The organism is Micromonospora sp. NPDC048909 (assembly GCF_040649635.1).
Taxonomy (GTDB): Bacteria; Actinomycetota; Actinomycetes; order Mycobacteriales; family Micromonosporaceae; genus Micromonospora.
This window is the reverse complement of record NZ_JBEZFU010000013.1, coordinates 92,987-111,691: the sequence shown is the minus strand read 5'-3', so window position 1 is coordinate 111,691 and position 18,705 is coordinate 92,987. Positions and strand designations below refer to the sequence as shown.

The 18,705-nt window shown below is 73.3% G+C and carries 19 protein-coding genes; 2 read left to right on the top strand and 17 right to left on the bottom strand.

Annotation, left to right across the window (positions count from 1 at the left end):
- Positions 1–7: 7 nt before the first annotated feature.
- The 17 genes from argH to AB0C04_RS27660 form a co-directional block, all read right to left on the bottom strand.
- Positions 8–1,471 carry an argininosuccinate lyase gene (gene argH / locus AB0C04_RS27740; RefSeq protein WP_350871151.1) on the bottom strand — a complete coding sequence of 488 codons (1,464 nt, stop codon included), beginning with the start codon at positions 1,469–1,471 and terminating at the stop codon, positions 8–10.
- 14 nt (positions 1,472–1,485) lie between these two features.
- The gene (locus AB0C04_RS27735; RefSeq protein ID WP_357059989.1) at positions 1,486–2,691 is read right to left on the bottom strand and encodes an argininosuccinate synthase; all 1,206 of its coding nucleotides are present in this window, start codon (positions 2,689–2,691) and stop codon (positions 1,486–1,488) included.
- Positions 2,688–3,203, bottom strand: coding sequence for an arginine repressor (locus tag AB0C04_RS27730; RefSeq protein WP_350870902.1), 516 nt, complete (start codon positions 3,201–3,203; stop codon positions 2,688–2,690). Before AB0C04_RS27730 ends, AB0C04_RS27735 begins: the two co-directional genes overlap by 4 nt.
- On the bottom strand, positions 3,200–4,171 hold the full coding sequence (gene argF, locus AB0C04_RS27725; protein ID WP_357059984.1) for an ornithine carbamoyltransferase: 972 nt from the start codon (positions 4,169–4,171) through the stop codon (positions 3,200–3,202). The genes AB0C04_RS27730 and argF overlap by 4 nt, the downstream gene beginning before the upstream one ends.
- The gene (locus tag AB0C04_RS27720) at positions 4,168–5,442 is read right to left on the bottom strand and encodes an acetylornithine transaminase (RefSeq protein ID WP_357059981.1); all 1,275 of its coding nucleotides are present in this window, start codon (positions 5,440–5,442) and stop codon (positions 4,168–4,170) included. The genes argF and AB0C04_RS27720 overlap by 4 nt, the downstream gene beginning before the upstream one ends.
- Positions 5,439–6,380 carry an acetylglutamate kinase gene (gene argB / locus AB0C04_RS27715; RefSeq protein ID WP_357059978.1) on the bottom strand — a complete coding sequence of 314 codons (942 nt, stop codon included), beginning with the start codon at positions 6,378–6,380 and terminating at the stop codon, positions 5,439–5,441. The genes AB0C04_RS27720 and argB overlap by 4 nt, the downstream gene beginning before the upstream one ends.
- The gene (gene argJ / locus AB0C04_RS27710; protein ID WP_357059975.1) at positions 6,377–7,549 is read right to left on the bottom strand and encodes a bifunctional glutamate N-acetyltransferase/amino-acid acetyltransferase ArgJ; all 1,173 of its coding nucleotides are present in this window, start codon (positions 7,547–7,549) and stop codon (positions 6,377–6,379) included. Before argJ ends, argB begins: the two co-directional genes overlap by 4 nt.
- Positions 7,546–8,547: an N-acetyl-gamma-glutamyl-phosphate reductase gene (gene argC / locus AB0C04_RS27705; RefSeq protein WP_357059972.1), complete on the bottom strand. Its 1,002-nt coding sequence runs from the start codon at positions 8,545–8,547 to the stop codon at positions 7,546–7,548. Before argC ends, argJ begins: the two co-directional genes overlap by 4 nt.
- A gap of 163 nt (positions 8,548–8,710) precedes the next feature.
- The gene (gene pheT / locus AB0C04_RS27700) at positions 8,711–11,257 is read right to left on the bottom strand and encodes a phenylalanine--tRNA ligase subunit beta (RefSeq protein WP_357059969.1); all 2,547 of its coding nucleotides are present in this window, start codon (positions 11,255–11,257) and stop codon (positions 8,711–8,713) included.
- A 39-nt stretch (positions 11,258–11,296) separates the two neighbouring features.
- A complete protein-coding gene (gene pheS / locus AB0C04_RS27695; RefSeq protein ID WP_357059966.1) occupies positions 11,297–12,367 on the bottom strand; it encodes a phenylalanine--tRNA ligase subunit alpha in 1,071 nt (356 codons plus the stop codon).
- A gap of 219 nt (positions 12,368–12,586) precedes the next feature.
- Positions 12,587–13,438, bottom strand: a complete 852-nt coding sequence (locus tag AB0C04_RS27690; RefSeq protein WP_357059963.1) for an RNA methyltransferase — start codon at positions 13,436–13,438, stop codon at positions 12,587–12,589.
- A gap of 28 nt (positions 13,439–13,466) precedes the next feature.
- The gene (gene rplT / locus AB0C04_RS27685; RefSeq protein ID WP_030335718.1) at positions 13,467–13,859 is read right to left on the bottom strand and encodes a 50S ribosomal protein L20; all 393 of its coding nucleotides are present in this window, start codon (positions 13,857–13,859) and stop codon (positions 13,467–13,469) included.
- A 31-nt stretch (positions 13,860–13,890) separates the two neighbouring features.
- A complete protein-coding gene (rpmI, locus tag AB0C04_RS27680; protein ID WP_007458415.1) occupies positions 13,891–14,085 on the bottom strand; it encodes a 50S ribosomal protein L35 in 195 nt (64 codons plus the stop codon).
- Between the two features lie 19 nt (positions 14,086–14,104).
- Positions 14,105–14,755 (bottom strand): translation initiation factor IF-3, encoded by a 651-nt coding sequence (infC, locus tag AB0C04_RS27675; RefSeq protein ID WP_357059960.1) that lies wholly within the window; start codon positions 14,753–14,755, stop codon positions 14,105–14,107.
- A 346-nt stretch (positions 14,756–15,101) separates the two neighbouring features.
- Positions 15,102–15,575 carry a PH domain-containing protein gene (locus AB0C04_RS27670; RefSeq protein WP_350870926.1) on the bottom strand — a complete coding sequence of 158 codons (474 nt, stop codon included), beginning with the start codon at positions 15,573–15,575 and terminating at the stop codon, positions 15,102–15,104.
- Positions 15,576–15,629: 54 nt separating this feature from the next.
- Complete coding sequence (gene hisG, locus AB0C04_RS27665) at positions 15,630–16,475, bottom strand: ATP phosphoribosyltransferase (RefSeq protein ID WP_350870929.1); 846 nt, start codon at positions 16,473–16,475, stop codon at positions 15,630–15,632.
- A gap of 47 nt (positions 16,476–16,522) precedes the next feature.
- The gene (locus AB0C04_RS27660) at positions 16,523–16,786 is read right to left on the bottom strand and encodes a phosphoribosyl-ATP diphosphatase (RefSeq protein ID WP_350870932.1); all 264 of its coding nucleotides are present in this window, start codon (positions 16,784–16,786) and stop codon (positions 16,523–16,525) included.
- A 207-nt stretch (positions 16,787–16,993) separates the two neighbouring features.
- On the opposite strand from AB0C04_RS27660, the gene AB0C04_RS27655 reads away from it, so the two are divergent.
- Both AB0C04_RS27655 and AB0C04_RS27650 read left to right on the top strand, forming a co-directional pair.
- The gene (locus tag AB0C04_RS27655) at positions 16,994–17,863 is read left to right on the top strand and encodes an ABC transporter substrate-binding protein (protein WP_357059955.1); all 870 of its coding nucleotides are present in this window, start codon (positions 16,994–16,996) and stop codon (positions 17,861–17,863) included.
- Positions 17,860–18,705, top strand: coding sequence for an amino acid ABC transporter permease (locus AB0C04_RS27650; RefSeq protein WP_357059952.1), 846 nt, complete (start codon positions 17,860–17,862; stop codon positions 18,703–18,705). The genes AB0C04_RS27655 and AB0C04_RS27650 overlap by 4 nt, the downstream gene beginning before the upstream one ends.

The following is an 18,705-nucleotide window of genomic DNA, read 5'->3' as shown; positions in this document are numbered from 1 at the left end:
CGGAGGCTCAGCGGGGAACGACCCGTTCGGCGGCCCACTCCCGCCAGCCGGCCAGCTTGTCCGCCGCGGCGGCGAGCTGGTCGGCGACCGGGCCGGGGCCGGTGGAGCCGGGCGTGATCCGGGCGGCGAGCGCCGAACGGACCGAGAGCACGTCACGCACCGACGGGTCCAGGTGCGCGCTGACCGTCGCCAGGTCGTCGTCGGAGACCTCGTCCAGGGCGCAGTCCCGAGCCACGCAGAGCGCGACCAGCCGGCCGGTGATCTCGTGCGCGTCGCGGAACGGCACGCCCTTGCGGACCAGCCAGTCGGCCACCTCGGTGGCCAGTGAGTAGCCCACCGGCGCGGCGGCGACCAGCCGGTCGACCCGTACCGTCATGGTGGAGATCATGCCGGCCAGCGCCGGCAGCAGCAGCTCCAGCGTGTCGACCGCGTCGAAGGCCGGCTCCTTGTCCTCCTGCATGTCCCGGTCGTACGTCATCGGCAGGCCCTTGAGCATGGTGAGCACGCTCATCAGCCCGCCGACGAGGCGGCCGGACTTGCCCCGGGCCAGCTCGGCGATGTCCGCGTTCTTCTTCTGCGGCATGATCGACGATCCGGTGGCGAAGGCGTCGTCCAGCTCCACCCAGCCGAACTCCTGCGAGGTCCAGAGCACCACCTCCTCGCCCAGTCGGGACAGGTGCACCCCGGCCAGCGCGGTGACGAAGAGGAACTCGGCGACGAAGTCCCGGTCGGCGACCGCGTCCATCGAGTTGGCGAAGGAGGTGCGGAACCCCAGCTCCTTGGAGACGGCCACCGGGTCCAGCGGCAGCGACGAGCCGGCAAGCGCGCCCGCGCCGAGCGGGCTGACCGCCGTACGGTGGTCCCAGTCGCGCAGCCGTTCCAGATCGCGCAGCAGTGGCTGCACGTGGGCGAGCAGCCAGTGCCCGAAGGTGACCGGCTGGGCGTGCTGCAGGTGGGTCATCCCGGGCGCCGGGGTGTCCACGTGCCGCTCGGCCTGCTCGACCAGGGCCTCGGCCAGCTCGACCAACCGGCTGGCCACTCCACGGGCGTGATCGCGCAGGTAGAGCCGCAGGTCGGTGGCGACCTGGTCGTTGCGCGACCGGCCGGCGCGCAGCTTGCCGCCGAGGCTGCCGAGCCGCTCCAGCAGGCCGCGCTCCAGGGCGGTGTGCACGTCCTCGTCGTCGACGGTCGGCCGGAACTGACCGGAGGCGCAGGCCGCCTCCAGGTCGTCGAGCGCGGCCAGCATCCGGCCCAGCTCCTCGGGATCCAGCAGGCCGGCGCCGGCCAGGACCCGGGCGTGCGCCCGGGACCCGGCGATGTCGTACGGGGCGAGGCGCCAGTCGAACTGCACGCTCACCGACAGCCGGGCCAGCGCCTCGGCGGGGCCGCCGGCGAACCGGCCACCCCACAGGCTGGTCCGGTTGGTGGCGGCGCTGTTCTCGGTCAGGCTCTTGTCGTCCACCCCGCCCATTGTGGTCCCCACGGTCAGGAGCCACCCAGCCGGGCGTCCCGGGCGGCGGCCATCTTGCTCGGCAGGCCCCAGAGCTGCACGAAGCCCTTGGCCAGCGACTGGTCGAAGGTGTCGCCGGTGTCGTAGGTCGCCATGCCGAAGTCGTAGAGGCTGGCCTCGGAGCGCCGGCCGGTGACGGTGGCCCGGCCGCCGTGCAGGGTGAGCCGCACCTCGCCGGAGACGTGCCGCTGGGCGTCGTCGATGAACGCGTCCAGCGAGTCCTTCAGCGGCGAGAACCAGAGGCCGTCGTAGACCAGCTCACCCCAACGCTGGTCGACGCTCTTCTTGAACCGGGCCAGGTCCCGCTCGACGGTGACCGCCTCCAGCTCCTGGTGAGCGGTGATCAGCGCGATCGCGCCGGGCGCCTCGTACACCTCGCGGCTCTTGATGCCGACGAGGCGGTCCTCGACCATGTCGAGCCGGCCGACGCCCTGGGCGCCGGCGCGCCGGTTGAGCTCCAGGATCGCCTGGTACGGGGTGACCGTCTCGCCGTCGACGGCGACCGGTACGCCGCCGTCGAAGGTGATCACGACCTCGTCGGCGTCGCGCGGCTCCGCCGGGTCGGAGGTGTACGAGTAGAGGTCCTCGATCGGGCCGTTCCAGATGTCCTCCAGGAAGCCCGTCTCGACGGCGCGACCCCACAGGTTCTGGTCGATGGAGTACGGCGACTTGGCCGACACGTCGATCGGCAGGCCCTTCTCCTCGGCGAAGGCGATGGCCTTGTCCCGGGTCCAGGCGAAGTCCCGAGCCGGCGCGATGATCTTCAGCTCGGGGGCGAGGGCGGCCAGGCCGACCTCGAAGCGGACCTGGTCGTTGCCCTTGCCGGTGCAGCCGTGCGAGACGATGGTGCCGCCGTGCTTGCGCGCCGCGGCGACCAGGTGCTTGACGATCAGCGGCCGGGACAGCGCGGAGACCAGCGGATAGCGGTCCATGTAGAGGGCGTTGGCCCGGATGGCCGGCAGGCAGTAGTCGGCGGCGAACTCGTCGCGCGCGTCGACCACCTCGGACTCGGCGGCGCCGCAGTCGAGCGCGCGCTGCCGGATCGCGTCGAGGTCCTCGCCGCCCTGCCCGACGTCGACCGCGACCGCGATCACCTCGGCGCCGGTCTGCTCGGCCAGGTACGGAATGGCGACGGAGGTGTCCAGCCCTCCGGAGTACGCCAGGACGACCCGCTCGGTCATGGTGTGGTGCTCCCTTCAACGTTCTCTTCGCGGCGGGCCCAGCCGGCGAGCTTCTCGCCGAGTGCGGCCCCGCCGTCGGCCTCGCGGGCCACGACGAGGATGGTGTCGTCGCCGGCAATGGTGCCGACGACCTCGGGTAGGCCCGCTCGGTCCAACGCGCTGGCCAGGTAGTGGGCTGCGCCCGGCGGGGTGCGCAGTACGGCGATGTTGCCGCTGGAGTCGACCCCGTTGAGCAGCTCGTGCAGCAGCCGGACCAGCCGGGCGGGGGCGGCCTCGGCGTCGCGCAGCGGCCGGTGGCCGTCCTCGGGGATCAGGTAGACGGCCCGCCCGTCACCGCCGCGGGCCTTGACCGCGCCCAACTCCTCCAGGTCTCGCGACAGGGTGGCCTGGGTGACTCCGACGCCGTCGCCGGCGAGCAGGTCGGCCAGTTCGGTCTGCGAGCGGATCGCCTTGTCCCGGATCAGCTCGACGATGCGGGCGTGCCGGGCGGCGCGGGTCAGTGGGGTGGTCATCGGATCTCCCTGATCACGGTGGCGTCCGGCGCCGCCGCGTCCGGGTTCGCTTCCCCGAGCAGGAACGTGAGCAGCGCCTTCTGGGCGTGCAGCCGATTCTCCGCCTGGTCGAAGACCGCGCTGCGCGGGCCGTCGAGCACCTCGTCGGTGATCTCCTCGCCGCGGTGCGCGGGCAGGCAGTGCAGCACGATCGCACCCGGCGCGGCCTGCGCGAGCAGTTCGGCGTTGACCTGGTACGGCAGGAACGGGGTGATCCGGTCCAGCCCGTCGGCCTCCTGGCCCATCGAGGTCCAGGTGTCGGTGGCGATCACGTCGGCGCCCTTGACCGCCTCGGCCGGATCGGTCAGCACGCTCACCGAACCGCCGGTGCCGGCGGCGATCTCGGTGGCCCGCGACACCACCGCGGCGTCGGGGGCGAAGCCGGCCGGCCCGGCCACCCGTACGTGCATCCCGGCGGTCACCCCCGCCAGCAGGTAGGAGTGGGACATGTTGTTGGCCGCGTCGCCGAGGTAGGCGAGGTTGCGCCCGGCGGTGCCGCCGCACCGCTCCCGGATGGTGAGCAGGTCGGCCAGGAGCTGGCAGGGGTGGAAGCCGTCGGTGAGCGCGTTGACGACCGGCACGGTGGCGCCTCCGGCCACCTCCGCGATCCGGTCGTCGCCGTGGGTGCGCAGCACGATCGCCGCGACGTAGCGGGACAGCACCCGCCCCGCGTCGGCGAGGGTCTCGCCCCGGCCGAAGTGGGTGACCTGGGTGTCCACCACCAGCGGGTGCCCGCCCAGCTCGGCGATGCCGGCGTCGAAGGAGATCCGGGTGCGCAGGCTCTGCTTGTCGAAGAGCACCGCCACCGAACGCGGCCCGGCGAGGGGCTGGTAGCCGAACCGGTCGGCCTTCATCCGGGCGGCCAGGTCGAGCACGGCCGACTGCTCGGCCGGGGTGAGGTCGTCGTCCCGCAGGAAGTGCCGGATCATGCGTTCGTCTCCGTCGTGGTGGGCTGGACCGGCGTCGAGGGCCGGGGTGACGTCGGCCCCGCCGGGGGGCGCCGCTGGCCGAGCTCCGGCGCGTACGCCGCGACGGGCGCGGCGGCGTCGAGCGCGGCGGGCAGGGCGGCCAGGAAGGCGTCGACCTGCTCGGCGGTGAGGATCAGCGGCGGAGCGAGCCGGAGCACGCCCGGCTGCACCGGGTTGACCAGGAAGCCCGCCGCGCGCAGCGCCTCGCCGAGCGCCGGGGCGACCGGCTCGGTCAGCACCACGCCGAGCAGCAGCCCGGCGCCGCGTACCCCGGCGACCAGCGGGTGGCCCAGCGCCTCGATCCCCCGGCGCAGCCGCTCGCCGACCCGCTTGACGTGGTCGAGCAGGCCCTCGTTGGCGATGGTCGCCACCACGGCCAGGGCGGCGGCGCAGCTGATCGGGTTGCCACCGAAGGTCGTGCCGTGCGAGCCCGGGGTGAGCAGGCCGGCGGCCCGACCGAAGGCCAGCGTGGCGCCGAGCGGCAGCCCGCCGCCGAGCCCCTTGGCCAGGGTGATCACGTCCGGCTCGACGCCCTCGGCCTGGTGGGCGAACCAGTGCCCGGTCCGCCCGATGCCGGTCTGCACCTCGTCGAGCACCAGCAGCGCGCCATGCCGCGCGGTGATCCGCCGGGCCGCGGCCAGGTAGCCGACGGGTGGCACGACCACGCCGCTCTCGCCCTGGATCGGCTCCAGGATGACCATGGCGGTGGCGTCGCTGACCGCTGCCTCCAGCGCGGCCACGTCGCCGTAGTCGACGTGGGTGACCTCGCCGGGCAGCGGGCGGAACGGGTCGGCCTTCGCCGGCTGACCGGTGAGCGCGAGCGCGCCCATGGTCCGGCCGTGGAAACCGCCCCGGGTGGCGACCACGTGGGTGCGGCCGGTACGCCGGGAGAGCTTGAACGCGGCCTCGTTCGCCTCCGCCCCGGAGTTGGCGAAGAAGACCCGGCCCGGCCGGCCGGCCAGCGCCAGCAGCAGCTCGGCCAGGGCGACCGGCGGCTCGGCGACGAAGAGGTTGGAGACGTGGCCGAGGGTGGCGACCTGCTTGGAGACGGCGGCGACCACGGCCGGGTGGGCGTGGCCCAGGGCGTTCACCGCGATCCCGCCCACCAGGTCGACGTACTCCCGGCCGGTGTCGTCGACCACGACGGCGCCCGAGCCGGCGACCAGCGCCAGCGGCGGCGTGCCGTAGTTGTCCATCATGGTCTGGCCCCAGCGCTGCACCAGGCTGCTCATACCTCGACCGCGCCTTCCTTGTTCGCGACTGCGGGGCTCGCAAGCTCACTCCTCGCGCTCACGACCATCGTTCCGAATCCTTCCGTGGTGAAGACCTCGAGCAGCGTGGAGTGGGCGACCCGGCCGTCGACGACGTGCGCGGCGGGCACGCCCCCGCGCACCGCCCGCAGGCAGGCCTCCATCTTCGGCACCATCCCCGACTCCAGGGAGGGCAGCAGCTTCGCCAGGTCGTCGGCGCTGATCTCGGAGATCAGGCTGGCGGCGTCCGGCCAGTCGGCATAGAGGCCGGCGACGTCGGTGAGCACCACCAGCTTGCGGGCCTGCAGCGCGATCGCGAGCGCGGCGGCCGCGGTGTCGGCGTTGAGGTTGTGCAGTACCCCGTCGACGTCCGGCGCGACGGTCGAGATCACCGGGATCCGGCCGGCGTCGATCAGGTCGGTGACGGCCGAGATGTCGACCGACTCGACGTCGCCGACCTGGCCGACGTCGACCGCTTCGCCGTCGACGTACGCCGACCGACGTACCGCGGTGAACAGCCCGGCGTCCTCGCCGGAGAGGCCGACCGCGAACGGGCCGTGTGCGTTGATCAGCCCGACCAGTTCCCGGCCCACCTGGCCGACCAGCACCATCCGGACCACGTCCATCGCCTCTGGGGTGGTCACCCGAAGGCCACCGCGGAACTCGCTGGTGATGCCGAGCCGGCCGAGCATGGCCGAGATCTGCGGCCCGCCGCCGTGCACGACGACCGGCTTCAGGCCGGCGTAGCGCAGGAAGACCATGTCGGCGGCGAAGGCCCGCTGCAGCTCGGGGTCGACCATGGCGTTGCCGCCGTACTTGACCACCACGGTCGAGCCGGAGAAGCGGGCCAGCCAGGGCAGCGCCTCGATCAGCGTGGCGGCCTTGGCCTGGGAGCGGGTGAGGTCGGCGGAGAGGGTCATGAGGAGTAGGCCGAGTTCTCGTGCACGTACGCGTGGGAGAGGTCGTTGGTCCAGACGGTGGCCGCGGCGGCGCCGGCGTTCAGGTCGATCCGGATCGTCACGTCCCGCCCGGTCAGGTCGACCTTCGACCGGTCCTCGGCGGCCGCGCCGGCCCGGCACACCCAGACCCCGTTGACCGCGACGTCGACGGCGTCCGGCTCGAACGCGGCGGCGGTGGTGCCGACCGCGGCGAGGATCCGCCCCCAGTTCGGGTCGTTGCCGAACAGCGCCGTCTTGACCAGGTTGTTGCGGGCCACCGCCCGGCCCACCTCGACCGCGTCGTCCTCGCTCGCGGCGCCGACCACGTCGATGGCGATCTGCTTGGTGGCGCCCTCGGCGTCGGCGATCAGCTGCTGGGCCAGGTCGTGGGCGGCGGCGGTGACCGCGGCGGTCAGCTCTGCCCGGTCGGGCGTGATGCCGGAGGCGCCGCTGGACAGCAGCAGCACGGTGTCGTTGGTGGACATGCAGCCGTCGGAGTCGATCCGGTCGAAGGTGACCCGGCACGCCTCGCGCAGCGCGGCGTCCAGCTCCTCCGGCCCGGCCACCGCGTCGGTGGTCAGCACGCAGAGCATGGTGGCCATGGCCGGCGCCAGCATGCCGGCGCCCTTGGCCATGCCTCCGACGGACCAGCCGCTGCCGGCCACGACGGTGGTCTTCGAGCGGGTGTCCGTGGTCATGATCGCCTCGGCGGCGGAGAGCCCACCGTCGCGGGCCAGCCCACGAACGGCCGTGCGCACCCCGGAGAGCAGCGCGGGCATGGGCAGCCGCTCGCCGATCAGGCCGGTGGAGCAGACCGCGACCTCGCCGGCGCCCAGGATCAGCCGGGGGCTGGCCGCGGTGAGCGTGGCGGCGGCGTGCTCGGCGGTGGCGTGGGTGTCCTGGAAGCCGGCCGGGCCGGTGCAGGCGTTCGCGCCGCCCGAGTTGAGCACCACGGCCCGGACCACGCCGCCGCGGACCACCTGCTGGGTCCAGAGCACCGGTGCGGCCTTCACCCGGTTGGCGGTGAAGACCGCGGCGACGCCCGCGTCCGGTCCGTCGTTGAGCACCACGGCCACGTCGGCCGCGCCGCTGGGCTTCAGCCCGGCGGCCACCCCGGCCGCCCGGAAGCCCCGAGGGGCGGTGACGGTCACGGGGTGACCCCCCAGACCGAGAGGCCGGTGGTCTCCGGCAGGCCGAACATCAGGTTGGCGTTCTGCACGGCCTGGCCGGCCGCGCCCTTGCCCAGGTTGTCCAGCGCGCTCAGCACGATCAGGCGGCGGGAGTCGACGTCGACGGTGGCCTGCAGGTGGCAGGAGTTGGAGCCGAGCGTGGCGGCGGTGTGCGGCCAGCGCCCCTCGGGCAGCACGTGCACGAACGGCGAGTCCGCGTACGCCTCGGCGAGCACCGCCTGCGGGTCCACGCCGCGGGCCGGCACCGCGGTCACCGTGGCCAGGATGCCGCGGGGCATCGGCGCGAGAACCGGGGTGAAGGAGAGGCTGGTCGCCCCGGTCGCCTGCTTGATCTCCGGCACGTGCTGGTGGGTGCCGACCCGGTAGGGCGACAGGTCCCCCATGACCTCGCTGGCCAGCAGGTGCGCCTTCGCGGCCCGCCCCGCCCCGGAGGTGCCGGAGGCGGCGACCACGACCACGTCGGCCGGCTCCGCCGCGCCGGCCGCGATCAGCGGGGCGAGCGCCAGGGTGATCGTGGCGGCGTAGCAGCCGGTGTTGGCCACCCGGGTGGCGCCGGCGATCAGCTCCCGCTGCCCGGGCAGCTCCGGCAGGCCGTAGGTCCACTGCCCGGCGTGGGTGCCGCCGTAGTACTGCGCCCAGTCGTAGGGGTTGGCGAGCCGGTGGTCGGCGCCAAGGTCCACGATCCGGACGTCGGCGGGCAGCTGGGCGGCGAGCGCCGCCGACTCGCCGTGCGGCAGGGCGAGGAAGACCAGGTCCGCCTCGGCCAGGGTCTCCGGTCCGGTCGCGCCGAGCACCAGGTCCAGCCCGGTGAGCTGCGGGTGTACGACATCGACGCGGTGCCCGGCCTGGCTGTGTGCGGTGGCGGCGACCAGTTCGAACTCCGGGTGCCCGGCGATCAGGCGGAGCAGCTCGCCGCCGGCGTAACCGCTGGCCCCGGCGACCGCGACTCGGATCCCCATACTCACCTCCGCATGACTATGCACCGAAGGCTAGCAGCGATGATCTCCGTCCGCAAGTTCATGCAGCGGATTGCATGAAGATGAGAATTGGCTTGCGTCACCCCTGACCGAGACGCGAACGGGCCCCGGCCGTCAGCTGACAGCCGGGGCCCGTTGATCCGTCTCAGGCGCCGCGCAGGGTGGCGCCGAAACGCTCGGCGGCCACGGCGACCGCCGCGTCCCGGGCGGCCACCGCCTCCTCCACGGTCAACGTCCGGTCCGGCGCCCGGAAGGTGAGCTTGTACGCCAGCGACCGGCGCCCGGCGCCGAGCTGCTCCGAGGCGTACACGTCGAAGAGCCGCACATCCTCCAGCAGCTCGCCGGCGCCCTCGGTGAGGGCGCGCTGCACCTCGGCCGCGGGCACCGACTCGTCGAGAACCAGCGCCACGTCGATCAGCGCCGGCGGGAAGCCGGAGACGGTCGGCGCGGGCAGCACCGGCGGCGCCGGCACCAGATCGAGGTTCAGCTCCATGGCGCTGGTCCGCCGGGGCAGCTCCAGCGCCGCGACGGCCGTCGGGTGCAGTTCGCCGGCGTGCCCGACGACGGTGCCGTCGACCAGCAGCTCGGCGCAGCGGCCCGGGTGCCACGGCGCGTACTCGGCGGCCCGGACCTCGACCCGGTCCGCCGGGATGCCGGCGGCGGCGAGCACCGTGCGGCCGGCCTCGACCGCGTCCGCCCAGTCGGCCACCCGACCCGGGCCCCACCAGCCGGAGAGCTCGACCTCGCCGGTCAGCACCGCGGCGACGTGCCGGGGCTGGTCGGGCACGACCGCGTCGGCGGCGGCGAACTCGGCGTCGGTCGGACGCCGGTCCACCCCCATCGCCGGCGGAGTACCCGCGCCGGGGCGCGGGTGGAAGACAGCCCCGATCTCGTAGAGCGCGACGTCGCGGTGACCCCGACCGAGGTTGCGCTTGAGCGTCCCGAGCAGCGGGCCGAGCAGTGTGGTACGCAGCAGCGGCTCCTCGTCGGAGAGCGGGTTGGCCAGCCGCACCGCCTGCCGACGCGGGTCCTGCTCGGGCAGGCCGAGCAGGTCGGGCAGTTCGGGCGAGACGAACGGGTGGGCCAGCACCTCGACGTACCCGTGCTCGGCCAGCGACCGGGCGATTGCCCGGCGCCGACGCTGCTGCCAGGTCAGCCCGCGGCCGGCCGGCGCCAGCGGCAGCACCGACGGCACGCGGTCGTAGCCGTCGAGGCGGACCACCTCCTCGACCAGGTCGGCCGGGTCGGTCAGGTCGGGCCGCCAGCTCGGCGGGGTGACGGTCAGCGCCAACCCGGACCCGGTGGCGACGCCGACCGTGCCCGGATCCTCGGCCAGCCGGTCCGCGCCCTGGGCCACAATGCAGCCGACCTGCTCCAGCAGGGCGACCACCCGCGCCGGCGGGTAGTCGACCCCGATCCGTCGGGAGGGCAGGTCCACCGGCAGGGTCACCGGGGTACGCGGCCGGACGTGGTCGATGTCCAGGACCTCGTCGCCCACGACGCCGCCGCCGTACTCGGTGAGCAGCCGCACCGCCCGCTCCAGGGCGACCAACGCCAGGGCCGGGTCGACGCCCCGCTCCCAGCGCTTCGCCGCCTCGCTGAACAGCTTGTGCCGGCGGGCGGTGCGCCCGACCATCACCTGATCCCAGTGCGCGGCCTCGAAGAGCACGTTGGTGGTGTCGGCGACGACCTCGCTGGTCTCGCCGCCCATCACCGCCGCCAGCGAGATGGGACCGGTCTCGTCGCAGATCACCATGTCCTCCGGCGCGAGCACCCGCTCGACGCCGTCCAGGGTGGTCAGCTTCTCTCCCGCCTCGGCCCGGCGGACGACAAGGGGCCCGGCGATCCGGTCGGCGTCGAACGCGTGCATCGGCTGACCCAGTTCGAGCATCACGTAGTTGGTGATGTCGACCGGCAGCGAGATGCTCCGGACGCCGGCGGTGGTCAGCCGCCGCTGCATCCAGCCGGGCGTGGGCGCGGCCGGGTCGACGCCGCGGACCATCCGCGCGGCGAACCGGTCGCAGCCGACCGTGTCGCGCACCTGCACCGGGTACGCCGGCTGCGGGGTGCCGCCCGGGGCGGGCGCCAGGCCCGGGTCGCGGAACGGCACGCCGAGCGCGTGCGACAGCTCCCGGGCCAGGCCGCGCAGGCTCAGGGCGTACCCCCGGTCGGGGGTGATCTCCAGCTCCAGCACGACGTCGTCGAGGCCGACGACCGGGCGCGCGTCGTCGCCCGGCTTCGCCGGCGTCTCGGCGGGCAGCACGATGATGCCGGAGTGGTCGTCGCCGAGGCCCAGCTCCTTGGCCGAGCAGATCATGCCGTTGGAGTTGTGGCCGTAGGTCTTGCGGGCGCCGATGGCGAAACCGCCGGGCAGCACCCCGCCGGGGAGGATGACCACCACTCGGTCGCCGACGGCGAAGTTGCGCGCCCCGCAGACGATCTCCTGCGGTTCGCCGGTGCCGTTGGCGGCGCCCACGTCCACCCGGCAGAACCGGATCGGCTTCTTGAAGCCGGTGAGCTCCTCGATCTCCAGCACCTCACCGACCACCAGCGACCCGGTGACGGTCTCCCGCAGGTCCACCACGGAATCGACCTCGATACCGAGGTCGACCAGGGCCTGCTCCAGGTCACCGGTGGGCAGGTCGGCGGGGAGGTCGACGTACTCCCGCAGCCAGCTGACAGAAACTCGCATGACTCAGACCACCGTCTCCGTAACTCGTACCCGCATCGTCTACGCCTCGGTCCCGAGCGCCCGGCTGAACCGGACGTCGCCCTCGAAGAGATGGCGGATGTCGCTGATTCCGTGCTGGACCATCAGCGTCCGGTCGATGCCCATGCCGAAGGCGAAGCCGGAGTAGACCTCCGGGTCGATGCCGCAGGCGCGCAGCACCCGGGGGTTCACCATCCCGCAGCCACCCCACTCGACCCACTGGGGACCGTCGCGGTGCTCCGGGAACCAGACGTCGAACTCGGCCGACGGCTCGGTGAACGGGAAGTAGTGCGGCCGCCAGCGGGTCTTCGCGTCCGGGCCGAAGATGGCCCGGGCGAAGTGGTCGAGCGTGCCGCGCAGGTGGGCCATGGTGATGCCCTTGTCCACCACCAGGCCCTCCGCCTGGTGGAAGACCGGGCTGTGGGTGGCGTCCACCTCGTCGGTGCGGTAGACCCGGCCGGGGCAGATCACGTAGATCGGCGGCTTGCGGCTGAGCATGGTGCGGGTCTGCACGTTCGACGTGTGCGTGCGCAACACCAGGCCGGAGCCGTCCACCGGGGCGATGTGGAAGGTGTCCATCAGCCCCCGCGAGGGGTGGTCGGCGGGGATGTTGAGCGCGTCGAAGTTGACCCACTCCAGCTCGACCTCGGGGCCCTCGGCCACCTCGTAGCCCATTCCGACGAAGAGGTCGCTGACCTGCTCCATCAGCGTGGCCAGCGGGTGTCGGGCGCCACGCGGGCGGCGCTCGTGCGGCAGCGTCACGTCGACCCGCTCGGCCACCAGCATCCGCTCGGCGTGTTCGCGCTCCAACACCTCGGCGCGGGCGGCGTAGCCGGCCTCGATCGCCCGGCGGGCCTCGTTGACCCGCTTGCCGGCCTCGGACTTGGCCGCCGGCGGCAGCGCGCCGATCTCCCGGCGGGCCAGTGAGATCGGGGCCCGGTCACCGAGGTGGGACGGGCGCAGCGCGGTCAGCGCGTCGGGGTCACCGGCGGCGGCGAACGCCTTCTCGGCGTCGGCGACGGCCTCGGCCAGGGCGGCCGGGTCGAGCAGGGCGACCTGCTTCGGATCGTACGGATCGTTGCGGTAGCTCATGGCGTACGGGCACTCCCTCACGGCGGCGCCGGCCCTCGCGGGACGGCGAAGCGAGTCTACGGACGCGCGGCTGTGCCGCAGCCCGCCGGTGGGAGTTGTGCAGGGGGCGAGTCAGGACCGCCGCCCGCCGACACCGGCGGGCTGGCTAAACGAACGCCGTGGCGCGTTCATCGACGACTACTTCTCCCCTGCTGTGCCGTGGGCGTGACCCAGTGGTGGTCATCGCTGTGCTCTCGCTGAAGCGTACAGGCAGACCGCGGCGGCCGCAGCCAGGTTGAGGCTCTCCGCGCGCCCGTGCAGCGGCACCCGGACCCGGGCGTCGGCGGCCTCGGTCAGCGCCGGCGGCAGCCCGTGCGCCTCGGAGCCGAAGAGCCAGGCGGTCGGCGCGGCGAGTCGGCCGGCGTCGGTGAGGTCGTCGAGGTCCGCCTCGCCGTAGCCGGTGGTGGCGAGGATCGAGAGCCCGGCGGCGCGCAGCGCGTCGACCGCCTGGACCGGGTCGGCGGCGCGGACCACGTCGACGTGGAAGAGGCTGCCGGCGGAGGCCCGCACGCACTTGCCGTTGTAGGGGTCGACGGCGTCGCCGGCGAAGACCACCGCACCGGCGCCCGCCGCGTCGGCGGTGCGCAGCACGGTGCCGGCGTTGCCCGGGTCGCGGATCTCGGCGAGCACCGCGACCAGCCGGGGCGCGCCGGCGAGGGCCTGCGCCAGCGGCACGTCGAGGTGCCGGCAGACGGCGACCAGGCCCTGCGGGGCGACGGTCTCGGCGAGGGCGGCCAGCGCGTCGTCGGTCACCTCGGAGACCGGCACGCCACCGCCGGCGGCCAGCGCGGCCAGTTCGGCGTGGCGGTCCAGCGCGGTCGGCGTACCGAACAGCTCGGTGACCACGCCGGGGCGGGTGAGGGCCTCGCGGACGGCCTGCGGGCCCTCGGCGAGGAAGCGGCCGGTGGTGTCACGGTCGCGGCGGCGGTGCAGCCGGCGGGCGGCGACCACCCGGGGCGTACGCGGGGTGAAGAGCACGGTGGCGTTCCCTCGGGCACCAGCGAGGCGCCCCCCAGGGGTCGGTGACGACATGGGGGACGCCTCGGTCAGCCGCAGGGGATCAGGCGGCCTGGGCCGCCGCGCCGCCGGTGCCCTCGGCCGCGACCGCGGCCCGGGCCAGCTCGACGATCGCCGCGAACGCGGCGGCGTCGTTGACGGCCAGGTCGGCCAGGATCTTCCGGTCGACCTCGATGCCGGCCAGCCGGAGACCCTGGATCAGGCGGTTGTAGGTCATCCCGTTGGCGCGGGCGCCCGCGTTGATCCGCTGGATCCAGAGCTGCCGGAAGTCGCCCTTGCGGTCGCGACGGTCCCGGTAGGCGTACTGCATCGAGTGCAGCACCTGCTCCTTGGCCTTGCGGTACAGCCGGGAGCGCTGACCGCGGTAGCCGCTCGCGGTCTCCAGCAGGGTACGGCGCTTCTTCTGGGCGTTCACAGCCCGCTTGACGCGTGCCATCTCAACTCCTTCTTACGTCGGGTGGCGCGCGTCAGCGGCCGAGCAGCTTCTTGATGCGCTTGACATCGGCCTTGGCCAGCACGACCGTGCCGGTCAGCCGCCGGGTCTGGGTGGAGGGCTTCTTCTCCAGGTTGTGCCGGAGGCCGGCCTGCTGGGCAACGATCTTGCCCTTGCCGGTCACCTTGACCCGCTTACCCATACCCGTGTGGCTCTTCATCTTCGGCATGTGGAACGTCTCTCCCCTGTTACTCGCCGCTGTTGTCGGCGACTGCGCCGGTCTCACCGGCTGCTGCGGTCTCGCCGGTCGCCGCGGTCTCACCGGCTGCCGGAGCGGCGGACTCGTCCGCAGCCCGGTCCCGGGGCCCGCCGCGGGACGCCGTGGCGGCGACCGCGGAGGCCTTGACGGCCCGGTGCGGAGCGAGAACCATGATCATGTTTCGGCCGTCCTGCTTCGGAGCGGCTTCGACGTATCCCAGGTCCGTGATCTCGGATTCGAGCCGGCGCAGGAGCCGGTAACCCAGCTCCGGGCGGCTCTGCTCGCGACCGCGGAACATGATCGTCACCTTGACCTTGTCGCCCGCCTTGAGGAACCGCACCACGTGACCCTTCTTGGTCTCGTAGTCGTGCGGGTCGATCTTCGGCCGGAGCTTCATCTCCTTGATGACGGTCTGCTGCTGATTACGCCGCGCTTCGCGCGCCTTGAGTGCGCTCTCGTACTTGAACTTGCCGAAGTCCATGAGCTTGCACACCGGCGGGCGCGCCATCGGCGCAACCTCGACCAGGTCCAGATCGACGTCCGCGGCCAGCTGAAGGGCACGCTCCAGTGGGACAATGCCCACCTGCTCACCCTCGGGGCCGACCAGTCGGACCTCACGTGCCCGGATCTGCTCGTTCACGCGTGGTTCGACGCTGATGGGGCCTCCTCGAGTCGAGTGTCTGCTCTGTGCCGACCCTGCGGCTCCCGGGTGGGAGCCGAGCCGGAAAGCAGAAGGCCCCGGCGTATGCCAGGGCCCGCTCGACCGGTCGGCACGATCACATGATCGCGCATCCGGTGCCGGGACATGCCCGGAACCGGGGACCGGACCCGGCCACCGGAGTGGCGACGCGGGTGGGAGCAGGCGCTCCACTTTCATGGCTGTCGGGTCGCGCGCGGATTAGCTCGCACGGGAAGACAGCCTGGTCGACTCCGCAACACTACACCCTGGGCCGACTCGCCCCCAAACCGGGCGGGAACGGGACGGGTCAGCGGCCGGTGGCGCCCTCGCCGAGCCGGGCCAGGTGCGCCTGGTGCAGCCGGCGCAGGGCGCGGACACCCTCGACGGCCAGCTCCTTGTCGGCGGCCTGAAGGGCGACGATCGGCAGCAGGTCGTCGTCGTGCAGCTCCAGGCTGGCCCACGGGGCGCCCCGGTCGAAGCGGACCCCCCGGACGACCTCCCACGGCAGCTCGTAGGAGCCGAGCACGTTGCGCACCCGGACCCCCCGCGCGTCGGCCTCGACCCGGGGCCGGGTGAAGAGCAGGAAGCCGAGCGCGCCGAGGACGCCGAGGCCGACCATGGCGATCTGGTCGCCGCGCTGGAAGGTGCCGTAGCCGTTCCCGGTCGGGCCGCTGAGCGAGGTGGCCACCGCGGTGAAGACCACCAGCAGGACGGCCGCCGAGGACCAGCAGACCACCCGGATGCGGCGGGGTCGGAGGCGGATCAGCTCGGGTTCACTCACCCCACCAGTCTGCCATCCGGCCCCGCCGGGCCGGTCACCGCCACACGGGCCGGGTCAGAGCCGGCAGGCGTGGATGTTGGTGACCAGGATGGCCCGGGCGCCGAGCTCGTAGAGCTCGTCCATGATCCGGTGCACGTCGTCGCGGAGCACCATGGCCTGCACCGCGACCCAGCCCTCCCGGTGCAGCGGCGAGACGGTGGGCGACTCGATGCCCGGGGTCAGCGAGCTGGCCCGGTCCAGCAGACCGGCCGGCACGTCGTAGGCGAGCATCACGTAGCGGCGGGCCACCAGCACCCCGTGCAGGCGGCGCAGCAGCTGTGCGGCCTGCGGGTGCGCCGGCGCGTCGGCCCGGCGGACCAGCACCGCCGACGAGCGCAGCAGCGGCTCGCCGAAGACCACCAGCCCGGCCTGGCGCAGCGTCGCGCCGGTCTCCACCACGTCGGCGACCACGTCGGCGACGCCGAGCCGGACGGCGTTCTCCACCGCCCCGTCGAGGCGGATCACGTCGGCCTTCACGCCCAGCTCGGCGAGGTGCCGTTCGACCAGCCCCGGGTACGCGGTGGCGATCCGGTGCCCGCCCAGCTCCTGGACGGAGTCGGTGGCGTCGGGGCGGGCCGCGAAGCGGAAGGTGGCCCGGCCGAAGGCGAGGTCCACCACCTCCTCGGCGGGCGCGCCGGAGTCGATCAGCAGATCCCGGCCGGTGATGCCGAGGTCGAGGTCACCGGAGCCGACGTAGGTGGCGATGTCCTTCGGGCGCAGGTAGAAGAATTCGACGTCGTTCGGCTCGTCCCGGCAGACCAGGTCCTTCGGGTCGGTGCGCTGGCGGTAGCCCGCCTCGCGCAGCATCTGGGCGGCCGGCTCGGCCAGGGTGCCCTTGTTGGGGATGGCGACACGCAGCATGACGGAGTGCTCCTTGCAGTCGATTCAGCTCAACGACGGGGGCGCACTCACAGATGTCGGTATACGTCCTTGAGCTCCAGACCGGTCGCGAGCATCAGCACCTGGGTCTGGTAGATCAGCTGGGAGATCTCCTCGGCGGCCCGTTCCCGGCCCTCATGCTCGGCTGCCATCCACGACTCGGCCGCCTCCTCGACGACCTTCTTGCCGATGAAGTGCACGCCCCGCTCGAGCGCGGCGACCGTGCCCGAGCCGGGAGTGCCGGCGGCGGCCTTGGCCTGCAGCTCGGCGAACAACTCCTCGAACGTCTTCACACCGCGATTCTTCCAGCCACGCCGACGGCCCGGCTCCGCCGGGTCAGATCCCGCTCACCCAGCGGGACCGGCCGGGCGAGCGCCGCGCGCAGCCACCGGCGGTCGCCGCCGGCCGGCAACGGAGGCGCATCGTTCCGGCGACAATTCCCTACCTAGTTGGTGGGACACCCTTCGGAACGTCGCCGCGCCCGTCCTACGCTGTCCGCCATGGGACGCAGCTCACGTACCGTCGCGCTCACCGCCGCCACCGCCGCCCTGCTCGCCGTCGCCGGGTGCGCGCCGCAGGATGACGAATCCCCGACCGACACCGCCAGCAGCGGCGCGGCCTCCTGCAGCAAGGAGAGCCTGCGCACCCGTACCCCGGGCAAGCTCACCATCGCCACCGACGAGCCGGCGTACGAGCCGTGGTTCCGGGAGAACAAGCCGGAGAGCGGCGAGGGCTTCGAGGCCGCCGTGGCGTACGCGGTCGCGGAGAAGCTCGGCTACGCCCGGGCGGACGTCACCTGGACCCGGGTCAAGTTCGACACCGCCATCGCCCCCGGCCCGAAGAACTTCGACTTCGACATCAACCAGTTCTCCATCACCGAGGAACGCAAGAAGGCGGTGGACTTCTCCGCCCCCTACTACCTGGTGCGGCAGACCGTGATCGCGCTGAAGTCGTCGAAGATCGCCGGCAGGACCGCGCTGGCCGACCTGCGCGACGCCAAGCTCGGGGCCCAGGTCGGCACGACCAGCTACCAGGCGATCACCGACGTGATCAAGCCGACGGTCGCGCCGCAGGTCTACAACAGCAACGACGACGCCAAGAAGGCCCTGCAGAACGGCCAGCTCGACGGCCTGGTCGTGGACCTGCCGACCGCGTTCTACATCACCGGCGCGGAACTCACCGACGCGACAATCGTCGGGCAGGTGCCGCAGGTCGGCACCCCGGAGGCGTTCGGGCTGCTGCTGGACAAGGGCTCCCCGCTCACCGGCTGCGTCAGCGGCGCGGTCGGCCAGCTCACCGAGGCCGGCACGCTCACCCAGCTGGAGCAGAAGTGGCTCGCCCAGGTAGCGGGGGCGGCCGAGCTCCGGTGAGCCTGCTGCACCACACCCCCTCGGTGGCCCAGCGGCGCCGGGCCGCGTACCGGCGCCGCCAGACGACCCGCAGCGTGCTGATCGCCGCCGCCTCCACGGCGGTGCTCGGCACGCTGCTCGTCGTCGCGGTCACCGGCGCGCCGGGCTGGGAGCGGGTCCGTGAGTCGTTCCTCGACCCGGCGATCGCCCGCGACGCCCTGCCGGACGTGCTGACCGGGCTCTGGCTGAACGTACGGCTGCTGGTCTGCTGCGCCGCCGGAGCGCTGCTGCTCGGGCTGCTGATCGCGCTGCTGCGGACGCTACGCGGGCCGGTCTTCTTCCCGGTCCGGGCGCTCGCGACCGGCTACACGTACACCTTCCGCGGCCTGCCGCTGATCATCGTGCTCTACCTGCTCACCCTGGGCGTGCCCGGGCTGCGGTTGCAGGGCATGCCGCCGGTGCTGGTGCTCGGCGGGCTGGCGCTGGTGCTCACCTACGGCGGCTACCTGGCCGAGGTGTTCCGCGCCGGCATCGAGTCGGTCCACCCGAGCCAGCTCGCCGCGGCCCGCTCGCTGGGCCTGACCTACCGGCAGACCATGCGGCACGTGGTGCTGCCGCAGGCCGTCCGGCGGGTCGCGCCGCCGCTGCTCAACGACGTGGTGGCGCTGCAGAAGGATGTCGGGCTGGTCTCCCTGGCCGGGCCGATCGACGCGGTACGCGCCGCCCAGATCGCCACCGCGGAGACCTTCAACTACACCCCGTACATCGTGGCCGGGGTGCTGTTCGTGCTGCTCGCGATCCCGCTGATCGCGGTCACCGACTGGGTGACGCTGCGCTCGGCCCGACGCCAGTCCGGAGGCTGA